The sequence below is a fragment of the Neobacillus sp. Fa239 genome (assembly GCF_055395235.1).
In genome coordinates this window covers 490,268-510,404 of the sequence record NZ_AP041611.1, presented here as the reverse complement: position 1 = coordinate 510,404, position 20,137 = coordinate 490,268, and the positions used below count along the sequence as shown (strand labels likewise).

Below are 20,137 nucleotides of genomic sequence, written 5' to 3'. Positions count from 1 at the left end.
CAACGGAAAAAATTACTAAATTTAACTTCCCTACTATTCTACCATCTTTCAACTTATTATCTGACCATTTTTTATGAAAAATATGATAATTTTCGACATTATTCAACACCAAAAAAGGACTTGCTATTTGCAAGTCCTTTTTTCTAGCTTACTTTTTTCACTTTATCTGCACTTGTATTTAATGTTGAATGCTTTCGACCATAGCCAAAGTAGACACATAATCCAATAACAAGCCATATTCCAAAGGCGATCCATGATGTTTTAGGCAGTTGAAGTGCTAAATAGCCGCAGAATATGAAGGCCAAAATCGGAATATAAGGTACAAATGGAACACGGAAGCCGGATGTATTATCCTGCTTGCTTTTTCGAAGATACAAAATTCCAACAGAAACCGTCATGAAAGCTAATAGAGTTCCAATGTTAACTAGCTCTGCAAGTTTATCCAATGGCACCAATCCCGCGAAAATAGAGACTAATAAACAGGTAATCCATGTATTGGTAATTGGTGTTTGTTTTTTCTTATCTACCTTTGAAAATACCTTTGGCAGCAGCCCATCACGGCTAATTGCATAGAACAATCTTGTTTGACCATAAATCATAACCAGTAATACAGTGGTTATCCCGGCAATGGCACCTACTGAAATAAAACCGGCAACCCAATCTTGATGAATAAAATTAAGAGCGAAAGCTACTGGGTTTTTCACGTCTAATTGTTGATATGGAACGATTCCAGTTAAGATTGAAGAAACGATGATATATAATACCGTACAAACAAGCAGTGAAGCGATAATTCCAATTGGCATATTGCGTTGTGGATTCCGCACTTCTTCCGCTGCCGTAGAGACGGCATCAAATCCAATATAGGCAAAGAATACAGTTGCCGCGCCTGTTGTGACACCGCTAAAACCAAATGGCATAAACGGAGTCCAGTTTGCAGGTTTTACATACCAAACGCCAACGCCGATAAACAATAATACTACTGCCAATTTGATAATAACCATAATCGTATTAAAACGAGCTGACTTTTTCACACCTTGAGTTAAAAGTAAGGTAATGATTAATACAATTGCAATGGCAGGTACATCGATATAAGTACCGTGAGCCGGATCATAGGCACTCGTTAAAGCCTGCGGTAAATGGATACCAAAACCTGATAGCAGCCCTTGGAAATATCCAGACCATCCGCTTGCAACAGCCGATGAAGCAAGTCCGTATTCAAGAATTAAATCCCAGCCTAATATCCAGGCGATTATCTCTCCGAAGGTTGCATAGCTATACGTATAGGCGCTTCCTGAAACCGGGACAGTTGAAGCAAACTCCGCATAACAAAGGGCTGCAAACACACAGGCTAAACCAGATAAAATAAATGATAGAATAATAGCCGGACCTGCATGCTCAGCAGCGACAACCCCTGTAAGAACAAAAATACCTGTTCCAATGATTGCTCCTATGCCAAGCATCGATAAATCAAATGCGCCCAAGTCTTTCTTTAAGGTAACATCTTTTTGACCAAGCTCTGTTATTAGTGCCTGGATTGATTTCTTTCTAAATAAATTCATCATTAATGCCTCCTTGCGATAAATATCAAAATGTTCTGACAAAATATCGCGGAATAAATGTATACTGAAATAATATACTCTATTTTTTAAAAAAGCAATATTTTTTGAAAAATAAAATTATTTCAAAATTATCCCAGTAACTAAGCAATTTCTTGACTACCGTTCATCAAAGCATGAGTCTTAAAGATATACCAATATAGCAAATTAATTTTCCAAAATAAAACAGCCAATTTCTTGGCTGCTTCTTAATATGTAAAATAGTGTTTTGATTAACCAGCTTACATATGAACCAATTCTTTTTTTCCACCTGGCAATATCATGGTTACTTCAGTACCAATTCCCGGCTGGCTTTTATACGCTACTTTGCCGTTCATGGTTTCAATAATTTTTAGGGAAACAGAGGTGCCGAGACCAGTTCCCTTATCTTTTGTGGTATAAAACAATGTACCAATTCGCGATAATTGCTCATGGGTCATGCCCTTGCCTGTATCGCTTATTAAAATGGTTGCCTGGCTAGCGTCATGCTGGTATTGAATCGTTACCCTGCCGCCTTCAGACGTTGCTTCAATTGCATTTTTGATTAAATTGACAAGTGCCTGCTTAAGCTGATTGCGGTCAGTGATCAAGGCGAAATCACTTTGGTTCAATTCGCTGTTAAGCTGAACTCCCTGTTTCGCTGCAAGCGGTTCAAGGAGCATAACCACTTCGGATAAAACATCAGCTAATTGAAAGGTCTCTAATTTCTCAAACTGAGGTTTTGCAAAGTTTAAATAATCATTAATAATGGATTCGGCACGCCCTAGTTCGCTTAAGACAAGGGAGAGGTATTGAAAATTCTTTCCCGCCTCCTCTTTTTGCATGAGCTGGAGAAATCCCTTCACAACGGTGAGCGGATTCCGAACCTCATGTGCGATTGAGGCTGCGAGTTCCCCGAGTGTATTGAGCTTTTCGGCACGCTGGATTTCTTTCCTCAATTTATTTCGTTCAAGTAGACCTTCATTTAGCTTAGAGGCAAGAAAAAGAGCAATCGTGTGTATTATACCTATCAAGAAAAGGTCAGGAACATGGAAATCTAATTGCAAAGGACTTCCATGAAAATATCGGAATATCGTAAGGGATATGAAACAAGGGATCAGTGCCCATATGCCAATTAAATTTGTTACCAGGACTCTTTTATTTGGATTAATGCTCCAAAACCTTTTCATAAAAAGAATTGGGAAAATGGCATTTAAAAAAATATTAAACAAACCAAAATATAGAGTGTTACCGCCCATTATAAATCGGCCACTTATAAGCGTAACTAAAACCATCCCCCCTGCGATTGGTCCACCGTAAAGAAAGGATAAAATTAACGGGACATAACGAAGGTCCCAATGAAAACCGTAATTTACATGAGAAAAAATCATACAGGCCACCGCTGCTGTACTATGTAATAATCCACAAATATAGGGAGAATGATACTTATGCTTATTATCGGATAGTACGCTATAGAGCAGGACGGGTGAGATCGTAATTAATAAATTCAAAAGAAGTTTTTCAGCCAGCATCGCTTTTCCCCCACTAAACCATATAGGATTAAAATACGACAAAAAACGATATTTTCCTGCAAATTTTCTAGATTTTTTTCCACAAAAATTATTTCACTATAAGAGGTTAAGCCTAAGTGTGACGATGACTTTTGGGGAACGATATCATGAATGAATACTTTGGAGGGAGGTTTGTAAATGGATAATGACCAGGTGGTTAAACAGACAATTGTCCATAAAAAAACAGATTATAATGAAAAGGGCAAAACTTCGGTACTTGCATGGTGGCAGCTGTCGCTTATCGGGATCGGCTCCGTGATTGGTGCTGGATTTTTTCTTGGTACAAGCCTGTCGGTTAAAACTGCAGGTCCCGCCATTTTATTTAATTACATCATAGCCGGTATTACAGCATTTTTCGTCTTTAGCGCCCTAGCCGAGATGACGGTAAGGGATCCCCAGCCCGGCTCCTTTCGAACTTATGCTAAAAACGCCTTCGGCAATTCAATGGGATTCATTTCAGGTTGGATGTATTGGCTGTCAGGTGTTTTTATCATGTCCAGTGAAGCGGTCGCCTTGGCAACCTTTACCCAATTTTGGTTTCCTCATATCGCTCTTTGGATTTTAACCATTCTATATGTGGTTGCAGCTTTCGGAATCAATCTTTTAGGGGTTAGTAACTTTGGTAAAATTGAATCCTTGTTTGCGATGGTCAAATTATCGACACTTGTCATTTTTATCTTTTTTGGTTTATTCCTATTATTTCATTTCATCTCCCCATCAGCTGCACCTTTAAGCAGATTTAGCAGCTTCCACACGATACTTCCCAATGGAATAATGGGAATGTGGTCAGCATTGATTTTTGTCTTTTTCTCCTTTGGCGGGATTGAGGTCATGGGAATCGCTTCATCGGAGTTAAAAAATCGTGCCGAAGTCCCAAAGGCAGGCATCAGCATGCTTATTTCCCTTGTGACCGTATACGTTTTAGCTATTTTCTTTGTTTTATATATGGTTCATTGGACAAAAATCGATGAATCAAAAAGTCCCTTTGTTACGGCACTTACGGTTTTCCATATACCGTATATTGATTCCATTTTAAATATCATTATCATTAGTGCCGCTTTTTCGACTATGGTTGGGGCACTCTTTTCTGTTACCAATATTCTTATTTCATTAGCGGAAGACGGAGCTGCTCCAAAAAAGCTGGCGATCAAAAACAGCCGGGGAACGGCGATGAAATCTCTATTTTTAACCGGCTTCGCCTTAGCAGCTTCCCTGGTGCTTTCGTTTGTTTTGCCGGGTAAAATATACGAATACATCACCACGGCAGCTGGGGTGATGTTGATTTTAAACTGGACGATTATCCTCTCTTCGCAAATCAAACTGCGAAAAGGCGATACTTCAAAAACCTTTAAGATGTTCGGATCCCCCTATACCTCCTACCTGGGAATTTCCTTAATCCTGGTGGCTGTCTCGGGAGGATTGCTGCATGCCACGCAGAGAATGGGTGTCTTGATTAGCCTTGGGCTGATTGCGGTTATTGTGTTATGTTATTGGATGATTTACAAGACAAGGATTCATTCTCATAAAAAAAGCTGAATCGTGATAAGCGACTCAGCTTTTGCTGTTATTGAAAATAGCGGTACAGATTAACCCAAAATAGGTTGGAGTTTCATAGGATAAAAATTCGACAAGGCGTTCTTCCGGTGGAATTGCTCCGGCAAGAATCAGTGTCTGCCAAATGCCATCCGGCTTTGCTGCCTCAATAAAACCTTCATCAAAATCAGCCATTTTTTCCAATTGATTAGCTAAGATGAGGTCTACAGCTTGTTCATCAAATTGTTTTGCGGCAGGATCGTAACCGTATGGACCCTTCTCATCATGGGCATGTGCCCAATCGCAGCTGGCAATTAAGCCAACACGCTTATTGGAATTTTGGACAGCTTTACGGATTGATTTGCCGAATTCAATATGTTGCTGAAAGCTAATGTCTCGTGACGGAGTAATTGCAACCACCGGTACTTCCGGCATAAATCTTAGCGGCACGATGGCACCCCAATCAAGCTGCAGACAGGAGAATGGACCTGCTGTGGTGCCGTAATTGATCGTCACCGCTGGGATTCTATCTTTTTTCGCTTCTTCGTTAATGATTTTTGCTAATTCCCGTTGAACAGGTCTTTCCATTGAAAAAATGGCCCCGTTTTCGTCCACCGCTCCAGCCAATCGCTCCGAATCGGCAATCGTAAATTGTCCATTTACCCTTGTCCCGTGTGGCGTGAGGACAATTAGGCATTCCGGTTTCGCCTTAGCCATGATCTGTCCCAGCTTTTCCATGTTTTTTCGGGTTTTCGCCATTCGCTCTGGAACAGCTCCTTTTAATTCTGGGATGATTTCTCCGCCATGCGGTGTAATACAGGAAAATACAAATGGATTCATGCTTTTTTCCACCTTTTTTGTTATTACTTACTTAAATTAGAGGCTCATGAGTGGTAATCCTGCTTTTTAGATGAAGTAATGTAGTGTGATTAAATTTATCTACAAAATTTAAACGGTTATCTACAAAATTTATATTTTATCTACAAATTTGATAACTATATCTACAAAATTTTAAATATATCTACAAAAATCAGCCATTTAACTACAAATCAAATTTTCAGTTGACAATTATCTGGAATTAGTCTAATATTAATTATTGTGCTTTAAATTTAAGTAACTTGGAATCAATGAGATAACGCAATGTAAGGATTTTTTCTGGCTTTCTACTTATGTTTAAAAGAAAAAAACTTATTCACACTGGATCGGCTTCGGAGCCGTAAGGATGTAAGAGAGGTAGGGCTTGCATCGTTTAGGTACTAAACCATCAGGTGGAAAAATAACCGCGGCAATTTTGTTTTCAATAACAATCATTTTATATAAATTTTTACCTTGCGATGGACGATGAATTTATGCTGCCATTCACAAGTTACGATAATAATCCAAAAGGATTAAAAGCAATAGAAGGCAGAGGATAACATTATCCTCTGCCTTCGCCAATTTTAGAGTCTTTTTTTCCCGCATATAAATTAAGAGGATGTTCCTGAAGCTTAAGGAACATCCTCTTTTTATATTGTCGGTTTCTTAAATCCAATTTTCCGAACAACTTGGTTGATTACTTCTGAAAAGACAAGACCGAAGGCAATGGAACCGGACAGCATCAATACTTTTGCAGCCGTTCCAATCGCCGAATTGTAATCATTTTCCACAAAATTCCTCATAGCATCATAAGCCATCCCGCCAGGTACTAACGGTATGATACCTGCAACACTAAAAATAATAACCGGAGTTTTGTAATACTTTGCCAGGATATGACTGATAATCCCAACGAAAAGTGTGGCCCCTAATGTTGCAGGGACAGGGTCATTGGCATAGGCTTCGGTGATGTAGTAGATCAGCCAGCCGCCCATTCCGATGAGGCCGCATTTGATTAAGGTATTTTTCGGCGCATTAAAAATAATCCCAAAAGCACTTGTTGCAATGAAGCTTGTGATCAATTGCACTAAAATAGTCACTCATTTCAAACCTTTCCTTTATAAAAATGATAAAACCACGGCAATCCCAGAGCCAATGGCAAAAGCGGTGAGAAAGGCCTCCGCTCCTTTTGATAACCCTGATACCAGGTGCCCAGCCATCAGGTCCCTTACAGCATTCGTGATTAAAAGTCCTGGAACTAAACTAATTACAGAGCCAATAACGACCTTATCCAACTGATGGCCAATTCCTACTTTTACAAAAAAGAGAGATAATAAACCGCAGACGAACGATGCCAAGAATTCCGAGAAAAACTTAATTGGAATAAAGCGGTGAAAGTAAATAAAACTAAGATAGCCAAGACCGCCTGAAATCATCGCCGGGAGAAAATCATTCCAGCCGCCATCTAACATAATCATGAAACATCCGCTTGCTAATGATGCAGCAGCCACCTGAATCATGAAGGGAAACGTCAAAACTAAGGAATCAATTTCAGTTAAAAGCAATTGCGATTCCTTAAGATTGAGCTCTCCATTGCTAATTTTTCTTGAAATACTATTGACCATAGCCACCTTTTTTAAATCGGTTGACCTTACTGAAATTCGCAGCAGCTTTGTCCTGGTTGGTCCGGTGCCCTCTGCTGAAAAAATAATTCCCGTTGGAGTTACATAGCAATTGGTATTTTCAATCCCAAAGGATGCGGCAATACGAACCATGGTATCTTCGACCCGATATGTCTCCCCGCCAGCTTGAAGCATGATTTTACCTGCCAGTAAACAGACTTCCATTATTTCAGATGTTGATGATGTTACTTGATTTTCCATTTAGGTCTCTCCACATTAAGTCTATGTTTTCACCTTAGTTTAAATCATAATCAAGACTCGAAGCAATTCTCCCATTTATTTCTTCAATATTAAAATTTAAATTTTTTTTCAAAAAAATCGACGGATTGGGTCCGCCGATTCATTCGCCAATATTATTTTCGTACCATTCTTGCAGCTCTCTTAAAGTTGTGAAACTGTAGATCTCTTCTCCGTTTTGACCATTGTCATCACCGGTGTTCCCCCTTAATGTGATTTCCCCCTCATTCCTGGAAATTAAGATAGCATAAGGATGATTTACATTTATGTACCTTGCATCCAGATCATTGTCTGTCCAGTTTTTGCTTCGCAAAAAAGCTTCATAATGCTCCATTTGCATGCCTCCTGTCTTTATTATTGTTCCTAATTATGCAAAAAAGAGACACCAAAAATTCAACCCTCAATTTGGTATACAATTTGTCTTACAAAAAATGCTACACAACACATTGTAATTGGATATATATGTTAAGCGAAGTCTTATCCTTAATTGAGTTACCGGTGATATATAAAATAAGCGGAGATTTTCCAGTTAAATTTAGAATGGAGCTCGTTTCGGGATAAATAAAGGGAGGTTTTCCGGTTATGCAAAGAAAAATCCCCCATTTCCATGTTTTTCTAGTCAATAGGCGGAATCTCTCCGTCTATTTAAGCCATTTTCAGTGCTATTTTCTAATTAAGAGAAATTTCTCCGCTTATTTATCAAACCATGCTGATTCCATCAATTGGGTCCCTGAGGGCCCGCACTTTTATGGTTGGTGGGGAGCAGAATATTGAAGAAGCCTAATTCCACTAACGAGTAGCGATTCTTAAAGAATTAGGAATCGGTTGTTTTAGCTTGCTATAACCGTAACATTCTGAAACCTTTAATCATTGGAGGTTTTTTTATTTCTATATTATAATATTTAGCAAACCGAAATATTTTTTCAGAAAGAAGTGTTTGATAGATGGATCAGGAGAAGATGAGACGGCACAATTTACGAATCATGTGGTTTGCTAATTTCTTTGTTGGCGGAAGCATGACCAGTGTGCTGCCCTTTATTTCATTGTACATTGAATCCTTTGGGAATTTTTCGGAACGGTATGTTCAACATTGGGCAGGACTAACCTTTGGGATCACCTTTGTTTCCGCCTTGCCTTCTCACCAATTTGGGGAAAAATCGGCGATCGTTATGGAAGGAAAAAGATACTCATTTATTCTGGACTAGGGATGGGGACCTCTATTTTACTGATGGGTTTTGTTCATTCCGTTTTGCAGTTATTTATCCTTAGATTTTTCATGGGCTTTTTCTCCGGTTTTATTTCAATGTCACAAGCCTATATCTCGACGCAGACACCCAAAAAAATTGCCGGCCGTGTACTGACTAGTATTATTTGCAGCCGTTCATCATCAGCCTAAAACTGTCAAGCATACAGTATAACCAACAAAACATTTGAAAAAAATTTGTATAAAAAAAGGATTGTGTTCTAGTTTTCAACCATACACACAATCCTTTTTGTTATTTTCATAAAAGTTACATTTGTTTCACAGTGTTGCCTTTTTCCAATGCTTTTTCATCGCTTTAAGTAGGTAACCGCCTTTAAATTTCCGCGGTTCATAAGAGATGATAAATGCTTTAGGGTCGTATTCTTCAATTAAATCCATTACTTCATTCTCGCGGTTTCGCTTAGTTAGTATTTCTAATTGAAATCTTTTACTATCACGTCCCATCCCTTCAAAGACGGTAACCCCAAATCCTTTATTTCTTAATAAAGCAATAAGTTCTTCATTAATTTCCATTAAATTCACAACTAAACAAGTGTAACCAATGGCTAGTTTATTTTCTATCCTTGATCCAATATATAATCCTACTCCAAAACCTACAGCATAAACGACCATTTCAGCAATGCTTTGGTGACCTGAAAAAACTAAGGAAAGACCGAAAACATAAATTAGTGCCTCCAGTATCCCAAATGTTGAAGCTGCAACACTCATATTCTTCACTAAAAAAATGGTCCGAAGTGTCAAGATAGGGACATACACCAATTGTAGTGCAAAAATTAAAATAATATTTAATAGCATAAGTAACTCCTCTCTGCTGAATATCTTTTTTGTAAATTATGTTTTAATGTCGGCCCATCCATTTTATCATGCAAAAATGTAAGAGACATTAACTAATAAAAAAATCCCACTTTTTAACCTTATAATGTTCTAAAATCCTATTGAGTAGAAAAAGAACAAGTTCCAAACTTCAATATTTTGCCTTTAAGGCTCTTCAAAATTGCAAAATATCCCTATGCCGTTCTTAATTGAATTGAAATTCCATAAGAAAAGCCCTGCTCCACATGAGCAGGGTTATTCTTATGGAAAATCTTATACACAATCAGACCTCATTTTTTTAAACTCCTTAAAATAACTGATGGCATATCCGATACGATATATAGGCGACTATGCTCCCCAGTATAAAGATAACTGCCGGAAACAAGTAGACTAGATACACAGATAAAAGAAAAATTGCTAGCAATAAAATAGTAGACAAAGGATAAGTAATCGCCAAAGTCAAGGCGTTTCGGATAATATTTTTCCAGTTTGTTTCAAAATGAACCAAAACCGGGAATAAAAAAACGGTAATGGAAAGGAAGATTAATGTTAAAATGCCGAGAATTAAGAATAATAACAACTTAGCCTTAATCAAATGAAAGTCCCAGTAGATGAAAATTCCCAGCGTAAACCAGAACACTGATAATGCAATGCTGTTCCAAAAGCATTCACGAAAAATAGAAAAATACATTCGGATGACACCTTCTTCATTTCTTCCCATGATCCATTTCCGAGCTACCCCATACATCGCAGTGGTTGAAGGGAAGATAGTAATAATGGGGAGGCACATAATGAGCCATATTAAGTTTAGTAAAAAGAAATCGAATGCTTTTTCAGTTATTCTTAGGAATTGATTATCTACTAAGAATTTCATTGATGACTACTCCTTTTATGTCCAACTAGATTCTAATTCATAAATCAAAAGTGAGTTTAGTTTAACATCCCCACCTTTAGCAACCAACATTAATTCCTGACTTGCATGATTAGAAAAAGTCAAATCAGTCATAGCCACTTCTCCGTTGTTAGCAAACACTTCAACGGAAGACCAGTCAACAAATAAGTGCAAGCTTATCCGATTTTCTCTCGGTTCCATTTCAACCCCGTGTTTACATGCAAAAAGTGGATAGAAGGATGCATCTCCAGAAAATCGTCGATCGAAAAATAGTTTTTGTTCTTTCACATCGTAACCAATCATAGTTTCTTCATTTTCTGATTTTAAAACGGAGATTCCAAATTCAGTTGCGCTTCCTAGCTCAAACTCCGCTATTATTTCGCATGTTTTCCCTATTATGTTGTGAGGTAACTTCATTCCAGATTGGTCAATAATTTGTTCAGTCCAACCTCTTTTTTCCTTGCGAAGGCTTTCAATCTCCGTTGCTGGAAGCTGAATTAATCGGATACCCTCCTTTGTAGAAGCAAGTCTCAACTCGCGAGGCAAGGTCATAGCACTTCGCCATTCCTTCGTTGGTGTCATATTCGCGTATTTCCAATTGCTCATCCAGCCCATATAGACTTTACGACCATCAGGACTGTCCGAGAATGTTACGCCTGCATAATTGTCTCTACCGTGATCAACCCACAATACAGTTTCATCTGGGTTATCATTTTTGAAAACCTTGCCATCAAATTCCCCGATAAAATATTGAGTTCGTGAACCTTCAATATGAGCATCGTCACTTCCAATGCTGACAATCATTACCCATTTTTGAAGTCCTGTTTCACCGACAGGCAATTCGAATAAATCCGGGCACTCCCATACTCCGTCATGTGAACCAGAATGATGACCAAATTCACTAGCAAACTCCCAATCAATCAGATTGCGAGATATGTATAGCCTTACGTGATTTCCTGCTGCCAAAATCATGACCCATTTTTCCATTTCCTCGTTCCAAAATACTTTGGGGTCACGGAAATCTGCATAGTTTTCATCGACTAAAACAGGATTGCCTTCATATTTAGTCCAAGTTCTTCCACAGTCATGACTATATGCAATACTTTGGCGTTGTTTGGGTCCATCAGCATGGGTAAAAATCGCAACTAGTCCTTTTTCACCGTTAAAGAATCCGGTGGAATTATTATGATCTACTACACAACTACCAGAAAAAATAGCACCCAGTTCATCTGGATATAATGCAATCGGAAGATGCTCCCAATGGATCATGTCCTTGCTAACTGCATGTCCCCAGTGCATAGGTCCCCAAACGGTACTGAACGGATGATATTGATAGAATAGATGATATTCCCCTTCAAAATAAACCATCCCGTTCGGGTCATTCATCCAGTTCTTTTCCGGAGAAAAATGAAATTGCGGTCGATAGGTTTCTTTATATGTCAATGTTGTTGTCATTCTTTTTCCCCTTTTAATAATTGATTGATCTCATCAATCGTCGGCATGCTTAAAATTGCCCCTTTTTGAGTCGTTACCAGTGCACCGACGGCGTTTCCAAAAGTAGCGATTTCCCGTAAATCCTTATCCGTTAGTTGTTCAAAAAGTAATTTCTTCTCTAGAATCTTGTTTAACGCTCCACCTAAAAAGCCATCTCCAGCTCCGGTTGTGTCAATTGTTTTTACACGGAAACCAGGAACGATTCCAGTCACGTTCCCTAGTCTATAAAAACTTCCTTTTTCACCTAGCGTAATGAATATCAAAGAGAGAGAGAATTGATCACATAATTCCCTGCTTCCCTCGAATAGATCACTTTTTCCAGTCAGAAAGAAAAGCTCCTCCTCTGAAATTTTAACTATGTCTGCTAGATTCAAACCTTTACATATCATTTGTTTAGCATGAGTTAAATTGTCCCATAATGGTTCTCTTAAGTTAGGATCAAAGGATACGAGGATACCATTTTCTTTTGCGAAAGTAGCGGCTGCAAAAGTTGCATTGGAAGCTGGCTCCTTGGATAAACTAACCGAACCAAAATGGAAAATTTTTGAGTTTTTGATGGCATCGAAATTCACATCTTCCACTTTTAGCATTGCATCTGCCCCAGGATTCCGATAAAAGCTAAAGCTTCGGTCGCCAGTGAAGTCTAAATGAACAAATGCTAACGTTGTATTTGCATCATTAGTCTTCACAAGTCCAGTGGCATCAATATTGACTCGTTCTAATGTATTTCTTAGGAATACTCCGAATTGATCATCCCCCACTTTCCCAATAAAAGAGGTTTTTTTGCCTAACTTCGAACAGGCTGCTAATACATTCGCAGGCGCACCGCCAGGATTTTGCTCTAATAAAGTATTCCCATTATCCGATTGACCTGAAGGGGTAAAATCTATGAGTATTTCCCCTAATGCTGTCACATCGTACATGCTTTCACCTTCTTTAGAAAAGATTAGGCAGAACCAAGAAATCCTTACGTCCTGCCTCCTATGAATTGAATTGGTTTATTTTTTGTTAAAATTATCTAAACCTTTTTGATAAAGCTTCATAAGTTCAGGAAGACCCATCTGGTCAAGCTGTTTAACATAGCTATCCCACTCTTTATCGATTCCACCATCTTGTAACCAATGCGCTTGCTTTTGGTTCACAAACTGAGTGATATCGGTTTGAAGTTGGTTAATACGCTGTGTATCTTCCGCGCTGAAGAATACTTGCGGATAGTTCTCTTTCTCTTCATATGGACGGTAGTACTGGTCTAAGATTTGAAGACGTGCTTTTGCACGCGGCTCCATGTCTACGACTTTGCCGAAATCTTGTTTCAATACAATGAATGGTCCGCCTGGTGCTACTTTCTGACGGTAATCACCCATGGCTACGCCTGCTGGTAATGGTTTGTTAACGAGCATTCCGCTCTTATCTACATTATAAACTTCTCCAATTGGACCCCAGTCTACCTGAGCCGATTCTTGTGGTGCATATAATTGGTCTACCAAACGAGCTGTAATTTCAGGATATTGATCAGCTTTTGTGATGACAAACGCATCGCGACCATATTCGGAATAGTTGGAACGACCTACAACAATTTTTCCATCCGGACCTTTTAATGGAGGAAGAATGGCGTAATCTTTTTCATGGTCTGTACCGACTAGTTCGGTTGCTTCCCACCATATGAATGAACCTAATGTTTCATCTTTAGTTTTACCTTTTGCGAATAATGCCGCTTGGTCTTGAGTAGTTGCTTCTGGGTCAATCAAGCCTTCTTTCACCCAATTATGGAAATACGATATCGCCTGTTTGTATTGTGGTGTGGTGGCAGTAAAAATAACTTTTCCGTTGCGTACAATACGGTGATCTGTATTATCCGGTACGCCGAAGGTACCAATCATGTCACCGAAGTTACCGCACCATCCATTAAACAAATATGACATCCCAATTTCATCTGCTTTTCCGTTTCCGTTCGGGTCTTTAGTTTTAAATGCTAAAAGTACATTGTGCAACTCATCCAAGGACGTTGGCATTTTTAGTCCTAATTTATCGAGCCAGGTTTTGTTTATGTACATGGTGTCTGGCAAGTCAACCAAGTTCATTTGTTCTGCACGCGGCAATGAATAGATATGACCATCTGGAGCAGTAATTACCTTTTTCAGATCTGGATTTTCTTCAAGACGTTTCTTTAAGTTCGGCATATATTTATCAATTAAATTATCAAGCGGAATTATAGTACCGTCTTTGGAATATTTCACGATATCCTCGTCGCTAAATCCAGAATTGTAAAAAGCATCTGGTAGGTCACCGCTAGATAATAATAGATTTTTCTTTTCTTGATAGCCGTCTGACGGGATGTTATTCCATTTGATTTGAACATTGGTTTGTTTCTGTAAATTCTTAAAAAGGGTCATGTCTGAAAAGTTAGGAGCTAAAGGTGATTTTGGTGATACAAAATTAAGTGTGACCGATTTATTTACGATTGGAAGTCCAGTGGGATTCATTTTGACATCCGCTTTTTTTGCAGTAGTAGCGTTATTGCTTGAACATGCGCCAAGGATGGTCATTAACCCGATAGATGCAACCAATGTTTTTGTAAGCTTTGTCTTTTTCAAAATTTTTCTCCCCTTTATTTTCAATTTATATTTTAAAACCAGGTTGATTTGGTTTTTCACCTGCTAAAGGAAATAGGACTCTTTCAACTACCCTTTCACTCCGCCAATTAACACACCTTTGACAAAATGCTTTTGAACAAAAGGATAAACAATGAGTAAGGGCAGTGCGCCGACAATAATGATTCCATATTTAATGATTTCGCCCACTTGCTGTTGTGCAGCAAGACTGTCGAGGTCGCTTAACATTTTGACGCTAAGCTGATTTTGAATCAGGATGTTACGCAAAATGAGCTGTAAGGGATATAGACTTTCATCGTTTAGATAAATCAACGCATCAAAATAGGAGTTCCACTGACCCACCGCATAAAAGAGGACCATTACAGCAATGATTGGTTTTGAAAGTGGAAGAACTATTTTTACAAAGAACTTCGTGTTGGAACACCCATCAATTTGGCCTGCCTCAAGCAGTTCGTTCGGAATATTGCTTTCAAAGAAACTTCGGGCTACAATCAGGTTCCACACCGCCACTGCCTTGGGCAAAATCATCGCCCAAATAGTATTTAAAATACCCAGCTGCTTGACAACGAGGTACGTTGGGATCAGTCCGCCGTTGAAAAACATGGTAAACAAAATCATAATCATAAAAAATGTTTTTCCGTATAAATCTTTCCGTGACAGTGCATAAGCTGCCATTAGCGTAAGAGTTACTTGAATCGCCGTTCCCAGCACTGTGTATTCGACAGTGTTTCGATATCCAATCCAAATTTTCGGATCGCTGAATATACGCTTATAGCCTTCGAATGTAATACCTTTTGGCATGAGCCAAACTTGTCCGTTATAAACCATATCGGGGTTTGATATGCTAGCGATAATAATGAAATATAAGGGATATAAAACCGCCAAACACACAAGAGTTAAAAAGGTAAAGTTTACAATATCGAAAATTTTATCTTCTCTTGATTTGATTTTTTTCTGTTGCTTTGCCATCGTTTCTCCTCCTTACCATAGCCCTGAACCGGAGATTCTTCTTGCTGCTTTATTTACAAACCATAACAATACGAGGTTAATTACTGAGTTAAACAGTCCAATAGCGGCACCAAAACTGTAATCAGCCTGTTGAAGCCCCATCTTATACACATAGGTAGGGATAATTTCCGCAGACGGTTGATTAAGTGGTGTTTGAAGTAGGTAAGCCTTTTCAAACCCAAGATTCATAATGTTTCCAACTGATAAAATGAGAAGAATAATGGCCGTCGGCATAATCGCCGGTATATCCACATGCCAGATTCTTTGCCATTTATTTGCTCCATCCATGGTAGCGGCTTCATGAATCTCCGGACTTACCCCAGCAAGAGCAGCTAAATAAACGATGCATGCCCATCCAGTCTCCTGCCACACCCCTGAACCTATGTATAAGGGTTGAAACCAACTTGGTTCTGCCATGAAACTGGTCGCTTTTCCTCCAAACAGCGTGATGACGCTATTGACTAGCCCTTTGTCAGAGAAGAAGACAAATACCATACCAGCAAGAACCACAGTTGAAACAAAGTGCGGTGCATAAATCACTGTTTGAACGAAGCGCTTGTATCTTTCCTGAACCATTTGATTTAATAACAGGGCGATTATAATCGGCATTGGAAACCCTATAATTAGTTGAAACACGCTTAAACTCAATGAATTTTTTATTAATGGCCAAAATTGATAGTTTTGGAAAAAACGTTCAAATTGTTGGAATCCTACCCAAGGGCTTCCTAATATACCGAGTGAAGCTGTAAAATCCTTAAACGCAATCAATACCCCGTACATCGGTACGTATTGGAAAACGATAAAATAAACGATTGTCGGAATCAGAAATAAGTACAACTCATAATTTTCAGTTATTTGTTTCCATCTGTTTTTCTTGTTTATTTTCTCAAAAGGAATAGTAGATTCTTTTAAAGAATTAGAAGATGCTTTTAAGGTTAATTTCATTATGTCTCACCTCAATTTTTTATATTTTTTTTTCGAGTAACTTATATTTTAAAAATTAATCCATCATCTTATATATCCCGATTAAACCTGGATCGATTAACTGCCAAACCTACCTCTTTGAAACGTTTCCAAAAGAATTTAAAAAAATTAAGTAGTTTCACCCTGTCTATATTTAACTGGGATTCTATAAATCTCTTGATCCAGCTCTTCCTCATCTACTTTTCTTAAAAGAAGTCGGACTGACATTCTTCCCATTTCCTCAACCGGCTGCCTGATGGTTGAAAGAATCGGATGAAATAAATCATTGTCTTGCATTCCATCATATCCAATTACTTTCACATCTTCCGGAACTCTTAGTCCCCTTTTTTTTGCCCTTTTAATATATTTTGCAGCTAAGAGATCGGTATTTGCGAACACACCATCTGCATCTCCGTATTGTTGGAAAAAGCCGTCAAAAAATGTATCATCATCATACATTTCATCATTTTCTTCATATGTGACAAATTCGATTCCATGGAGTCTTGCTTCATCCATGAAGCCATTCTTTCTTAAACGGACCTCACTGTAAGCAGAACTCGTAATCCCAAGATAAGCTGCTTTTTTAACACCTGATCTAGCTAGCTCACTTGCTGCTATGCGTCCACCTTCATAGTTATCTGAAGTAATAGTCGTAATTTTTTTTCCGAAGTGACGGTCAATGCTAATAATAGGGATATCATTACTAACACTGTCTTCAATATCGTTATAAGTGATACCAATGATACCAGCAACTTTGTTTTGGTTTAACTGATCAATATAGTACAGCTCTTTGTCAGGTCTTCCTCCGCTGTTACATAGCATTAGTTTATAGCCCACTCTGTCCAATTCATCTTCAATGTAATAGGCTAATTCCGAGAAAAAAGGATGCCAAATACTTGGTAGAAGTAACGCGACCATTGTGGACTTTTGCATTTTAAAATTCCTTGCCACTTCGTTAGGTATGTAGTTTAATTGTTTAATTGCCTCATTCACTTTCTTTATTGTTTCAGGAGTCACATTTGAATGTTTGTTAATGACTCTTGAGACAGTGCCAACTCCCACACCGGCTAAAGTTGCAACATCTTTAATGCTTGGCACTAGAAAAACCTCCATTTTCAGCATACTTTTGGAAACGTTTCAATGTTTCGGTTAAATTTATGCACTTTTATTGGAAACGTTTCAACTATTTGATAGATTTATCATATCATCTCTTTGGAAACGTTTCAACCATTATTTTTATAAATTTATAGCAAGGCTTCTTCCAATATCGGAATATAAACTAAATGGTTATCGGACCCGCGATAGAAAGTAGGATCCAATCTAAGCATCTTTTTCCCCCAGATTTTGTCCACTTCAACTTTTATTTCCGCTTCCAAAGTAGCGATATAAAAAGAAAAACGATGAAACATTTATTATGTCTTTCATCGTTTCTGTCTCATTTTTTAACAATTTACTTCTTTTAAATGCCAAACATAGCTCTGAAAATCCCCTTTAATAGATGCCGGGATGCTCAAACCTGCATAAGAAAGTTCATCTCCACCGAAAACCTGACCGGTGCCGACCACTTGATATTTCTTGGCAATATCAACGCCCTTTACCTTTAAGAAACTAAACGGTGCAGCCGGTTCAGCCAGTACCCGGAAATAGAAGACAATTGCTTCTGATTTATCCTCGTTCGTAAAGGCCCATGCTGTTTCATTGCCTTCAAAGGGACTCTTGATTCGATAAAAATCGCCAAATTGGATTAAGGAGCGTATTTCTTTATAGAGGGAAACCTGTTTCTTAACTTCAGCTTTTTCCATTTCAGGCAATTTGGTTAAATCCAATTCATACCCCAAATTGCCTGACATGGCAACATCCCCGCGCATGGTCAACGTTGTGATTCTGTCGACCTGGTGATTTGGAACAGCAGAAACGTGAGCACCCATGGAAACAATTGGATAAACAAGACTTGTTCCGTATTGAATTTTCAATCGGGAAACCGCATCTGTGTTGTCACTTGTCCAAGTTTGCGGCATGTAATAGAGAATCCCTGGATCAAATCTGCCCCCACCTCCGGAACAGCTTTCAAATAGGATGTTAGGGAATCCAGAAGTAATTTCCTCCAATACTTTATATAGCCCTAACATATAGCGATGGGCAGTCTCCCGTTGACGCTCCGGCGGTAACGCTGCAGAACCGATTTCAGTCATATGCCGGTTCATATCCCATTTCACATAGGAAATCGGTACACTCGAAAGGATATCTGAAACTCTTTTTGTAATTTCTGCACATACATCTTCTCTTGAAAAATCAAGGATTAATTGATTTCTGCTTTCCGAACGATTGCGATTTGGAACATGTAGACACCAATCAGGATGCTCCCGATATAAATCACTATCAACCGAGATCATTTCCGGTTCAAACCAAAGACCAAATTCCATACCCAAATCCTTCACACGATGTGCAAGCTGATCAAGTCCTTCTGGAAGTTTTTCCCGATCTACAAACCAGTCACCTAGTGAGGTCGTATCATTGTTCCGCTTGCCAAACCATCCATCATCAAGAACAAATAATTCTATCCCTAATTCGCTTCCTGCTTTAGCAATATCTTCGATTTTTTCAGCATTAAAATCAAAATAGGTTGCTTCCCAGTTGTTGACTAAAATAGGACGTTCCTTATCCCGGAATGTTCCTCTTACAAGCCGAGTCTTATATATCTGATGGAATGTCCGGGACATATCCCCCAGCCCTTCTGATGAATAAACCATGACTGCCTCGGGAGTTTGAAACGTTTCACCCGGTTGCAATTTCCAGCTGAAATCAAAAGGATTAATCCCTAGTGTTACGCGTGTGTTGTTAAATTGATCCACTTCTGCCTGGGCTAAGAAATTGCCACTATATACAAAGTTAAAAGCAAAGACTTCCCCGACATCTTCATTTGTTTCTTTTCTTAACAATGCAATAAAAGGATTATGCTGATGACTGCTGGCTCCTCTTGTGCTTTCTATGGACTGGATTCCATGACGGAGAGGCTGCCGTTCAATATGTCTTTCTTTTACATGTGCTCCGTGGAGATGCAGGAAGTCAAAATCCGCATCTCTGAAATCAACGGATAAACTTAAAGCACTTAATAACGTCAATCCTTCAGTTCCTTCATTTACAAATCGTGCCGATCTTGTAATAACATTAAAACGCTCAAAAACTGTATAACTTAGAATCACCTTTAAACCTGTTAAGGAATCCCTCATCGTGATTTCTAGTGTTTCAGCTTCATTTTCGTCCTCAACATAGATAGCAGGAAGCCCTTCCAACGGAATTTTACCTTTAAAAATTTCATGTGATTCATATCGCAAATCAGTAATGGTTGACCCATTCTCTAATTGAGCCTGGTATGCAGGTTTCCGAAAATCAGTATTCCCATATTGCGGATATTCCTGAGGTAGAGTATCAAGTGAGAACGTCCGGTCCTCTTTATAGGGATTTCCGGAAAAACCCCTATCCATCAGTTGAATATTATTTGATTGGTTATATTCGTTTATTTTTCTCCCCCAATAATGATGAAGCAGAAAACCGTCACGTACAATTTCCATTACATAGCTGGTATCTTTGGCTTTTAAATGGAAAATTCTCTTTGTTGCATTGAATTGAATTGCCATAGTT

16 protein-coding genes and 1 pseudogene are annotated in these 20,137 nt (G+C 38.6%); 2 read left to right on the top strand and 15 right to left on the bottom strand.

The annotated features are described in order from the left end of the window. Positions 1-143: 143 nt before the first annotated feature. Together ACZ5XR_RS02425 and ACZ5XR_RS02420 are read right to left on the bottom strand one after the other, a co-directional pair. Positions 144-1,559 carry an amino acid permease gene (locus ACZ5XR_RS02425; protein WP_464502197.1) on the bottom strand — a complete coding sequence of 472 codons (1,416 nt, stop codon included), beginning with the start codon at positions 1,557-1,559 and terminating at the stop codon, positions 144-146. A gap of 278 nt (positions 1,560-1,837) precedes the next feature. Further along, entirely contained in the window at positions 1,838-3,106 is a 1,269-nt protein-coding gene (locus ACZ5XR_RS02420) for an ATP-binding protein (protein WP_464500122.1), read from the bottom strand. Between the two features lie 177 nt (positions 3,107-3,283). On the opposite strand from ACZ5XR_RS02420, the gene ACZ5XR_RS02415 reads away from it, so the two are divergent. Beyond that, a complete protein-coding gene (locus ACZ5XR_RS02415; protein WP_464500121.1) occupies positions 3,284-4,681 on the top strand; it encodes an amino acid permease in 1,398 nt (465 codons plus the stop codon). A gap of 15 nt (positions 4,682-4,696) precedes the next feature. Here the strand turns inward: ACZ5XR_RS02415 and ACZ5XR_RS02410 are convergent, their stop codons facing one another. The 4 genes from ACZ5XR_RS02410 to ACZ5XR_RS02395 form a co-directional block, all read right to left on the bottom strand. Continuing rightward, on the bottom strand, positions 4,697-5,518 hold the full coding sequence (locus ACZ5XR_RS02410) for a DODA-type extradiol aromatic ring-opening family dioxygenase (RefSeq protein ID WP_464500120.1): 822 nt from the start codon (positions 5,516-5,518) through the stop codon (positions 4,697-4,699). 665 nt (positions 5,519-6,183) lie between these two features. After that, the gene (locus ACZ5XR_RS02405) at positions 6,184-6,630 is read right to left on the bottom strand and encodes a threonine/serine exporter family protein (RefSeq protein ID WP_464500119.1); all 447 of its coding nucleotides are present in this window, start codon (positions 6,628-6,630) and stop codon (positions 6,184-6,186) included. 18 nt (positions 6,631-6,648) lie between these two features. Next, positions 6,649-7,413 (bottom strand): threonine/serine exporter family protein, encoded by a 765-nt coding sequence (locus ACZ5XR_RS02400; RefSeq protein WP_464500118.1) that lies wholly within the window; start codon positions 7,411-7,413, stop codon positions 6,649-6,651. 139 nt (positions 7,414-7,552) lie between these two features. Then, a complete protein-coding gene (locus ACZ5XR_RS02395; RefSeq protein WP_464500117.1) occupies positions 7,553-7,783 on the bottom strand; it encodes a hypothetical protein in 231 nt (76 codons plus the stop codon). Positions 7,784-8,393: 610 nt separating this feature from the next. Between ACZ5XR_RS02395 and ACZ5XR_RS02390 the strand changes: the two are divergent. Next, a pseudogene (locus tag ACZ5XR_RS02390) lies at positions 8,394-8,818 on the top strand (MFS transporter); the annotation flags it as partial. A 153-nt stretch (positions 8,819-8,971) separates the two neighbouring features. On the opposite strand, the gene ACZ5XR_RS02385 reads toward ACZ5XR_RS02390, so the two are convergent. The 9 genes from ACZ5XR_RS02385 to ACZ5XR_RS02345 form a co-directional block, all read right to left on the bottom strand. Beyond that, entirely contained in the window at positions 8,972-9,508 is a 537-nt protein-coding gene (locus ACZ5XR_RS02385) for a DUF2179 domain-containing protein (RefSeq protein WP_464500116.1), read from the bottom strand. 325 nt (positions 9,509-9,833) lie between these two features. Further along, the gene (locus tag ACZ5XR_RS02380; RefSeq protein WP_464500115.1) at positions 9,834-10,400 is read right to left on the bottom strand and encodes a YesL family protein; all 567 of its coding nucleotides are present in this window, start codon (positions 10,398-10,400) and stop codon (positions 9,834-9,836) included. 15 nt (positions 10,401-10,415) lie between these two features. After that, the gene (locus tag ACZ5XR_RS02375) at positions 10,416-11,873 is read right to left on the bottom strand and encodes a glycoside hydrolase family 32 protein (RefSeq protein WP_464500114.1); all 1,458 of its coding nucleotides are present in this window, start codon (positions 11,871-11,873) and stop codon (positions 10,416-10,418) included. Further along, entirely contained in the window at positions 11,870-12,835 is a 966-nt protein-coding gene (locus tag ACZ5XR_RS02370; RefSeq protein ID WP_464500113.1) for a carbohydrate kinase family protein, read from the bottom strand. The genes ACZ5XR_RS02375 and ACZ5XR_RS02370 overlap by 4 nt, the downstream gene beginning before the upstream one ends. Before the next feature lie 75 nt (positions 12,836-12,910). Then, positions 12,911-14,506 (bottom strand): ABC transporter substrate-binding protein, encoded by a 1,596-nt coding sequence (locus ACZ5XR_RS02365; protein WP_464500112.1) that lies wholly within the window; start codon positions 14,504-14,506, stop codon positions 12,911-12,913. A gap of 87 nt (positions 14,507-14,593) precedes the next feature. Continuing rightward, on the bottom strand, positions 14,594-15,493 hold the full coding sequence (locus ACZ5XR_RS02360) for a carbohydrate ABC transporter permease (RefSeq protein ID WP_464500111.1): 900 nt from the start codon (positions 15,491-15,493) through the stop codon (positions 14,594-14,596). Positions 15,494-15,505: 12 nt separating this feature from the next. Continuing rightward, positions 15,506-16,477, bottom strand: coding sequence for an ABC transporter permease (locus ACZ5XR_RS02355; RefSeq protein ID WP_464500110.1), 972 nt, complete (start codon positions 16,475-16,477; stop codon positions 15,506-15,508). A 147-nt stretch (positions 16,478-16,624) separates the two neighbouring features. Then, complete coding sequence (locus ACZ5XR_RS02350; RefSeq protein ID WP_464500109.1) at positions 16,625-17,593, bottom strand: LacI family DNA-binding transcriptional regulator; 969 nt, start codon at positions 17,591-17,593, stop codon at positions 16,625-16,627. A gap of 344 nt (positions 17,594-17,937) precedes the next feature. Further along, the gene (locus ACZ5XR_RS02345; RefSeq protein WP_464500108.1) at positions 17,938-20,133 is read right to left on the bottom strand and encodes an alpha-galactosidase; all 2,196 of its coding nucleotides are present in this window, start codon (positions 20,131-20,133) and stop codon (positions 17,938-17,940) included. Positions 20,134-20,137: the final 4 nt, after the last annotated feature.

Excerpts from the sequence above, each read along its gene's own strand:
- ACZ5XR_RS02425 (WP_464502197.1), bottom strand. The coding sequence starts at position 1,559 with ATGAATTTATTTAGAAAGAAATCAATCCAGGCACTAATAACAGAGCTT.
- ACZ5XR_RS02420 (WP_464500122.1), bottom strand. The coding sequence starts at position 3,106 with ATGCTGGCTGAAAAACTTCTTTTGAATTTATTAATTACGATCTCACCC.
- ACZ5XR_RS02415 (WP_464500121.1), top strand. The coding sequence starts at position 3,284 with ATGGATAATGACCAGGTGGTTAAACAGACAATTGTCCATAAAAAAACA.
- ACZ5XR_RS02410 (WP_464500120.1), bottom strand. The coding sequence starts at position 5,518 with ATGAATCCATTTGTATTTTCCTGTATTACACCGCATGGCGGAGAAATC.
- ACZ5XR_RS02400 (WP_464500118.1), bottom strand. The coding sequence starts at position 7,413 with ATGGAAAATCAAGTAACATCATCAACATCTGAAATAATGGAAGTCTGT.
- ACZ5XR_RS02395 (WP_464500117.1), bottom strand. The coding sequence starts at position 7,783 with ATGGAGCATTATGAAGCTTTTTTGCGAAGCAAAAACTGGACAGACAAT.
- ACZ5XR_RS02385 (WP_464500116.1), bottom strand. The coding sequence starts at position 9,508 with ATGCTATTAAATATTATTTTAATTTTTGCACTACAATTGGTGTATGTC.
- ACZ5XR_RS02380 (WP_464500115.1), bottom strand. The coding sequence starts at position 10,400 with ATGAAATTCTTAGTAGATAATCAATTCCTAAGAATAACTGAAAAAGCA.
- ACZ5XR_RS02375 (WP_464500114.1), bottom strand. The coding sequence starts at position 11,873 with ATGACAACAACATTGACATATAAAGAAACCTATCGACCGCAATTTCAT.
- ACZ5XR_RS02370 (WP_464500113.1), bottom strand. The coding sequence starts at position 12,835 with ATGTACGATGTGACAGCATTAGGGGAAATACTCATAGATTTTACCCCT.
- ACZ5XR_RS02360 (WP_464500111.1), bottom strand. The coding sequence starts at position 15,493 with ATGGCAAAGCAACAGAAAAAAATCAAATCAAGAGAAGATAAAATTTTC.
- ACZ5XR_RS02355 (WP_464500110.1), bottom strand. The coding sequence starts at position 16,477 with ATGAAATTAACCTTAAAAGCATCTTCTAATTCTTTAAAAGAATCTACT.
- ACZ5XR_RS02345 (WP_464500108.1), bottom strand. The coding sequence starts at position 20,133 with ATGGCAATTCAATTCAATGCAACAAAGAGAATTTTCCATTTAAAAGCC.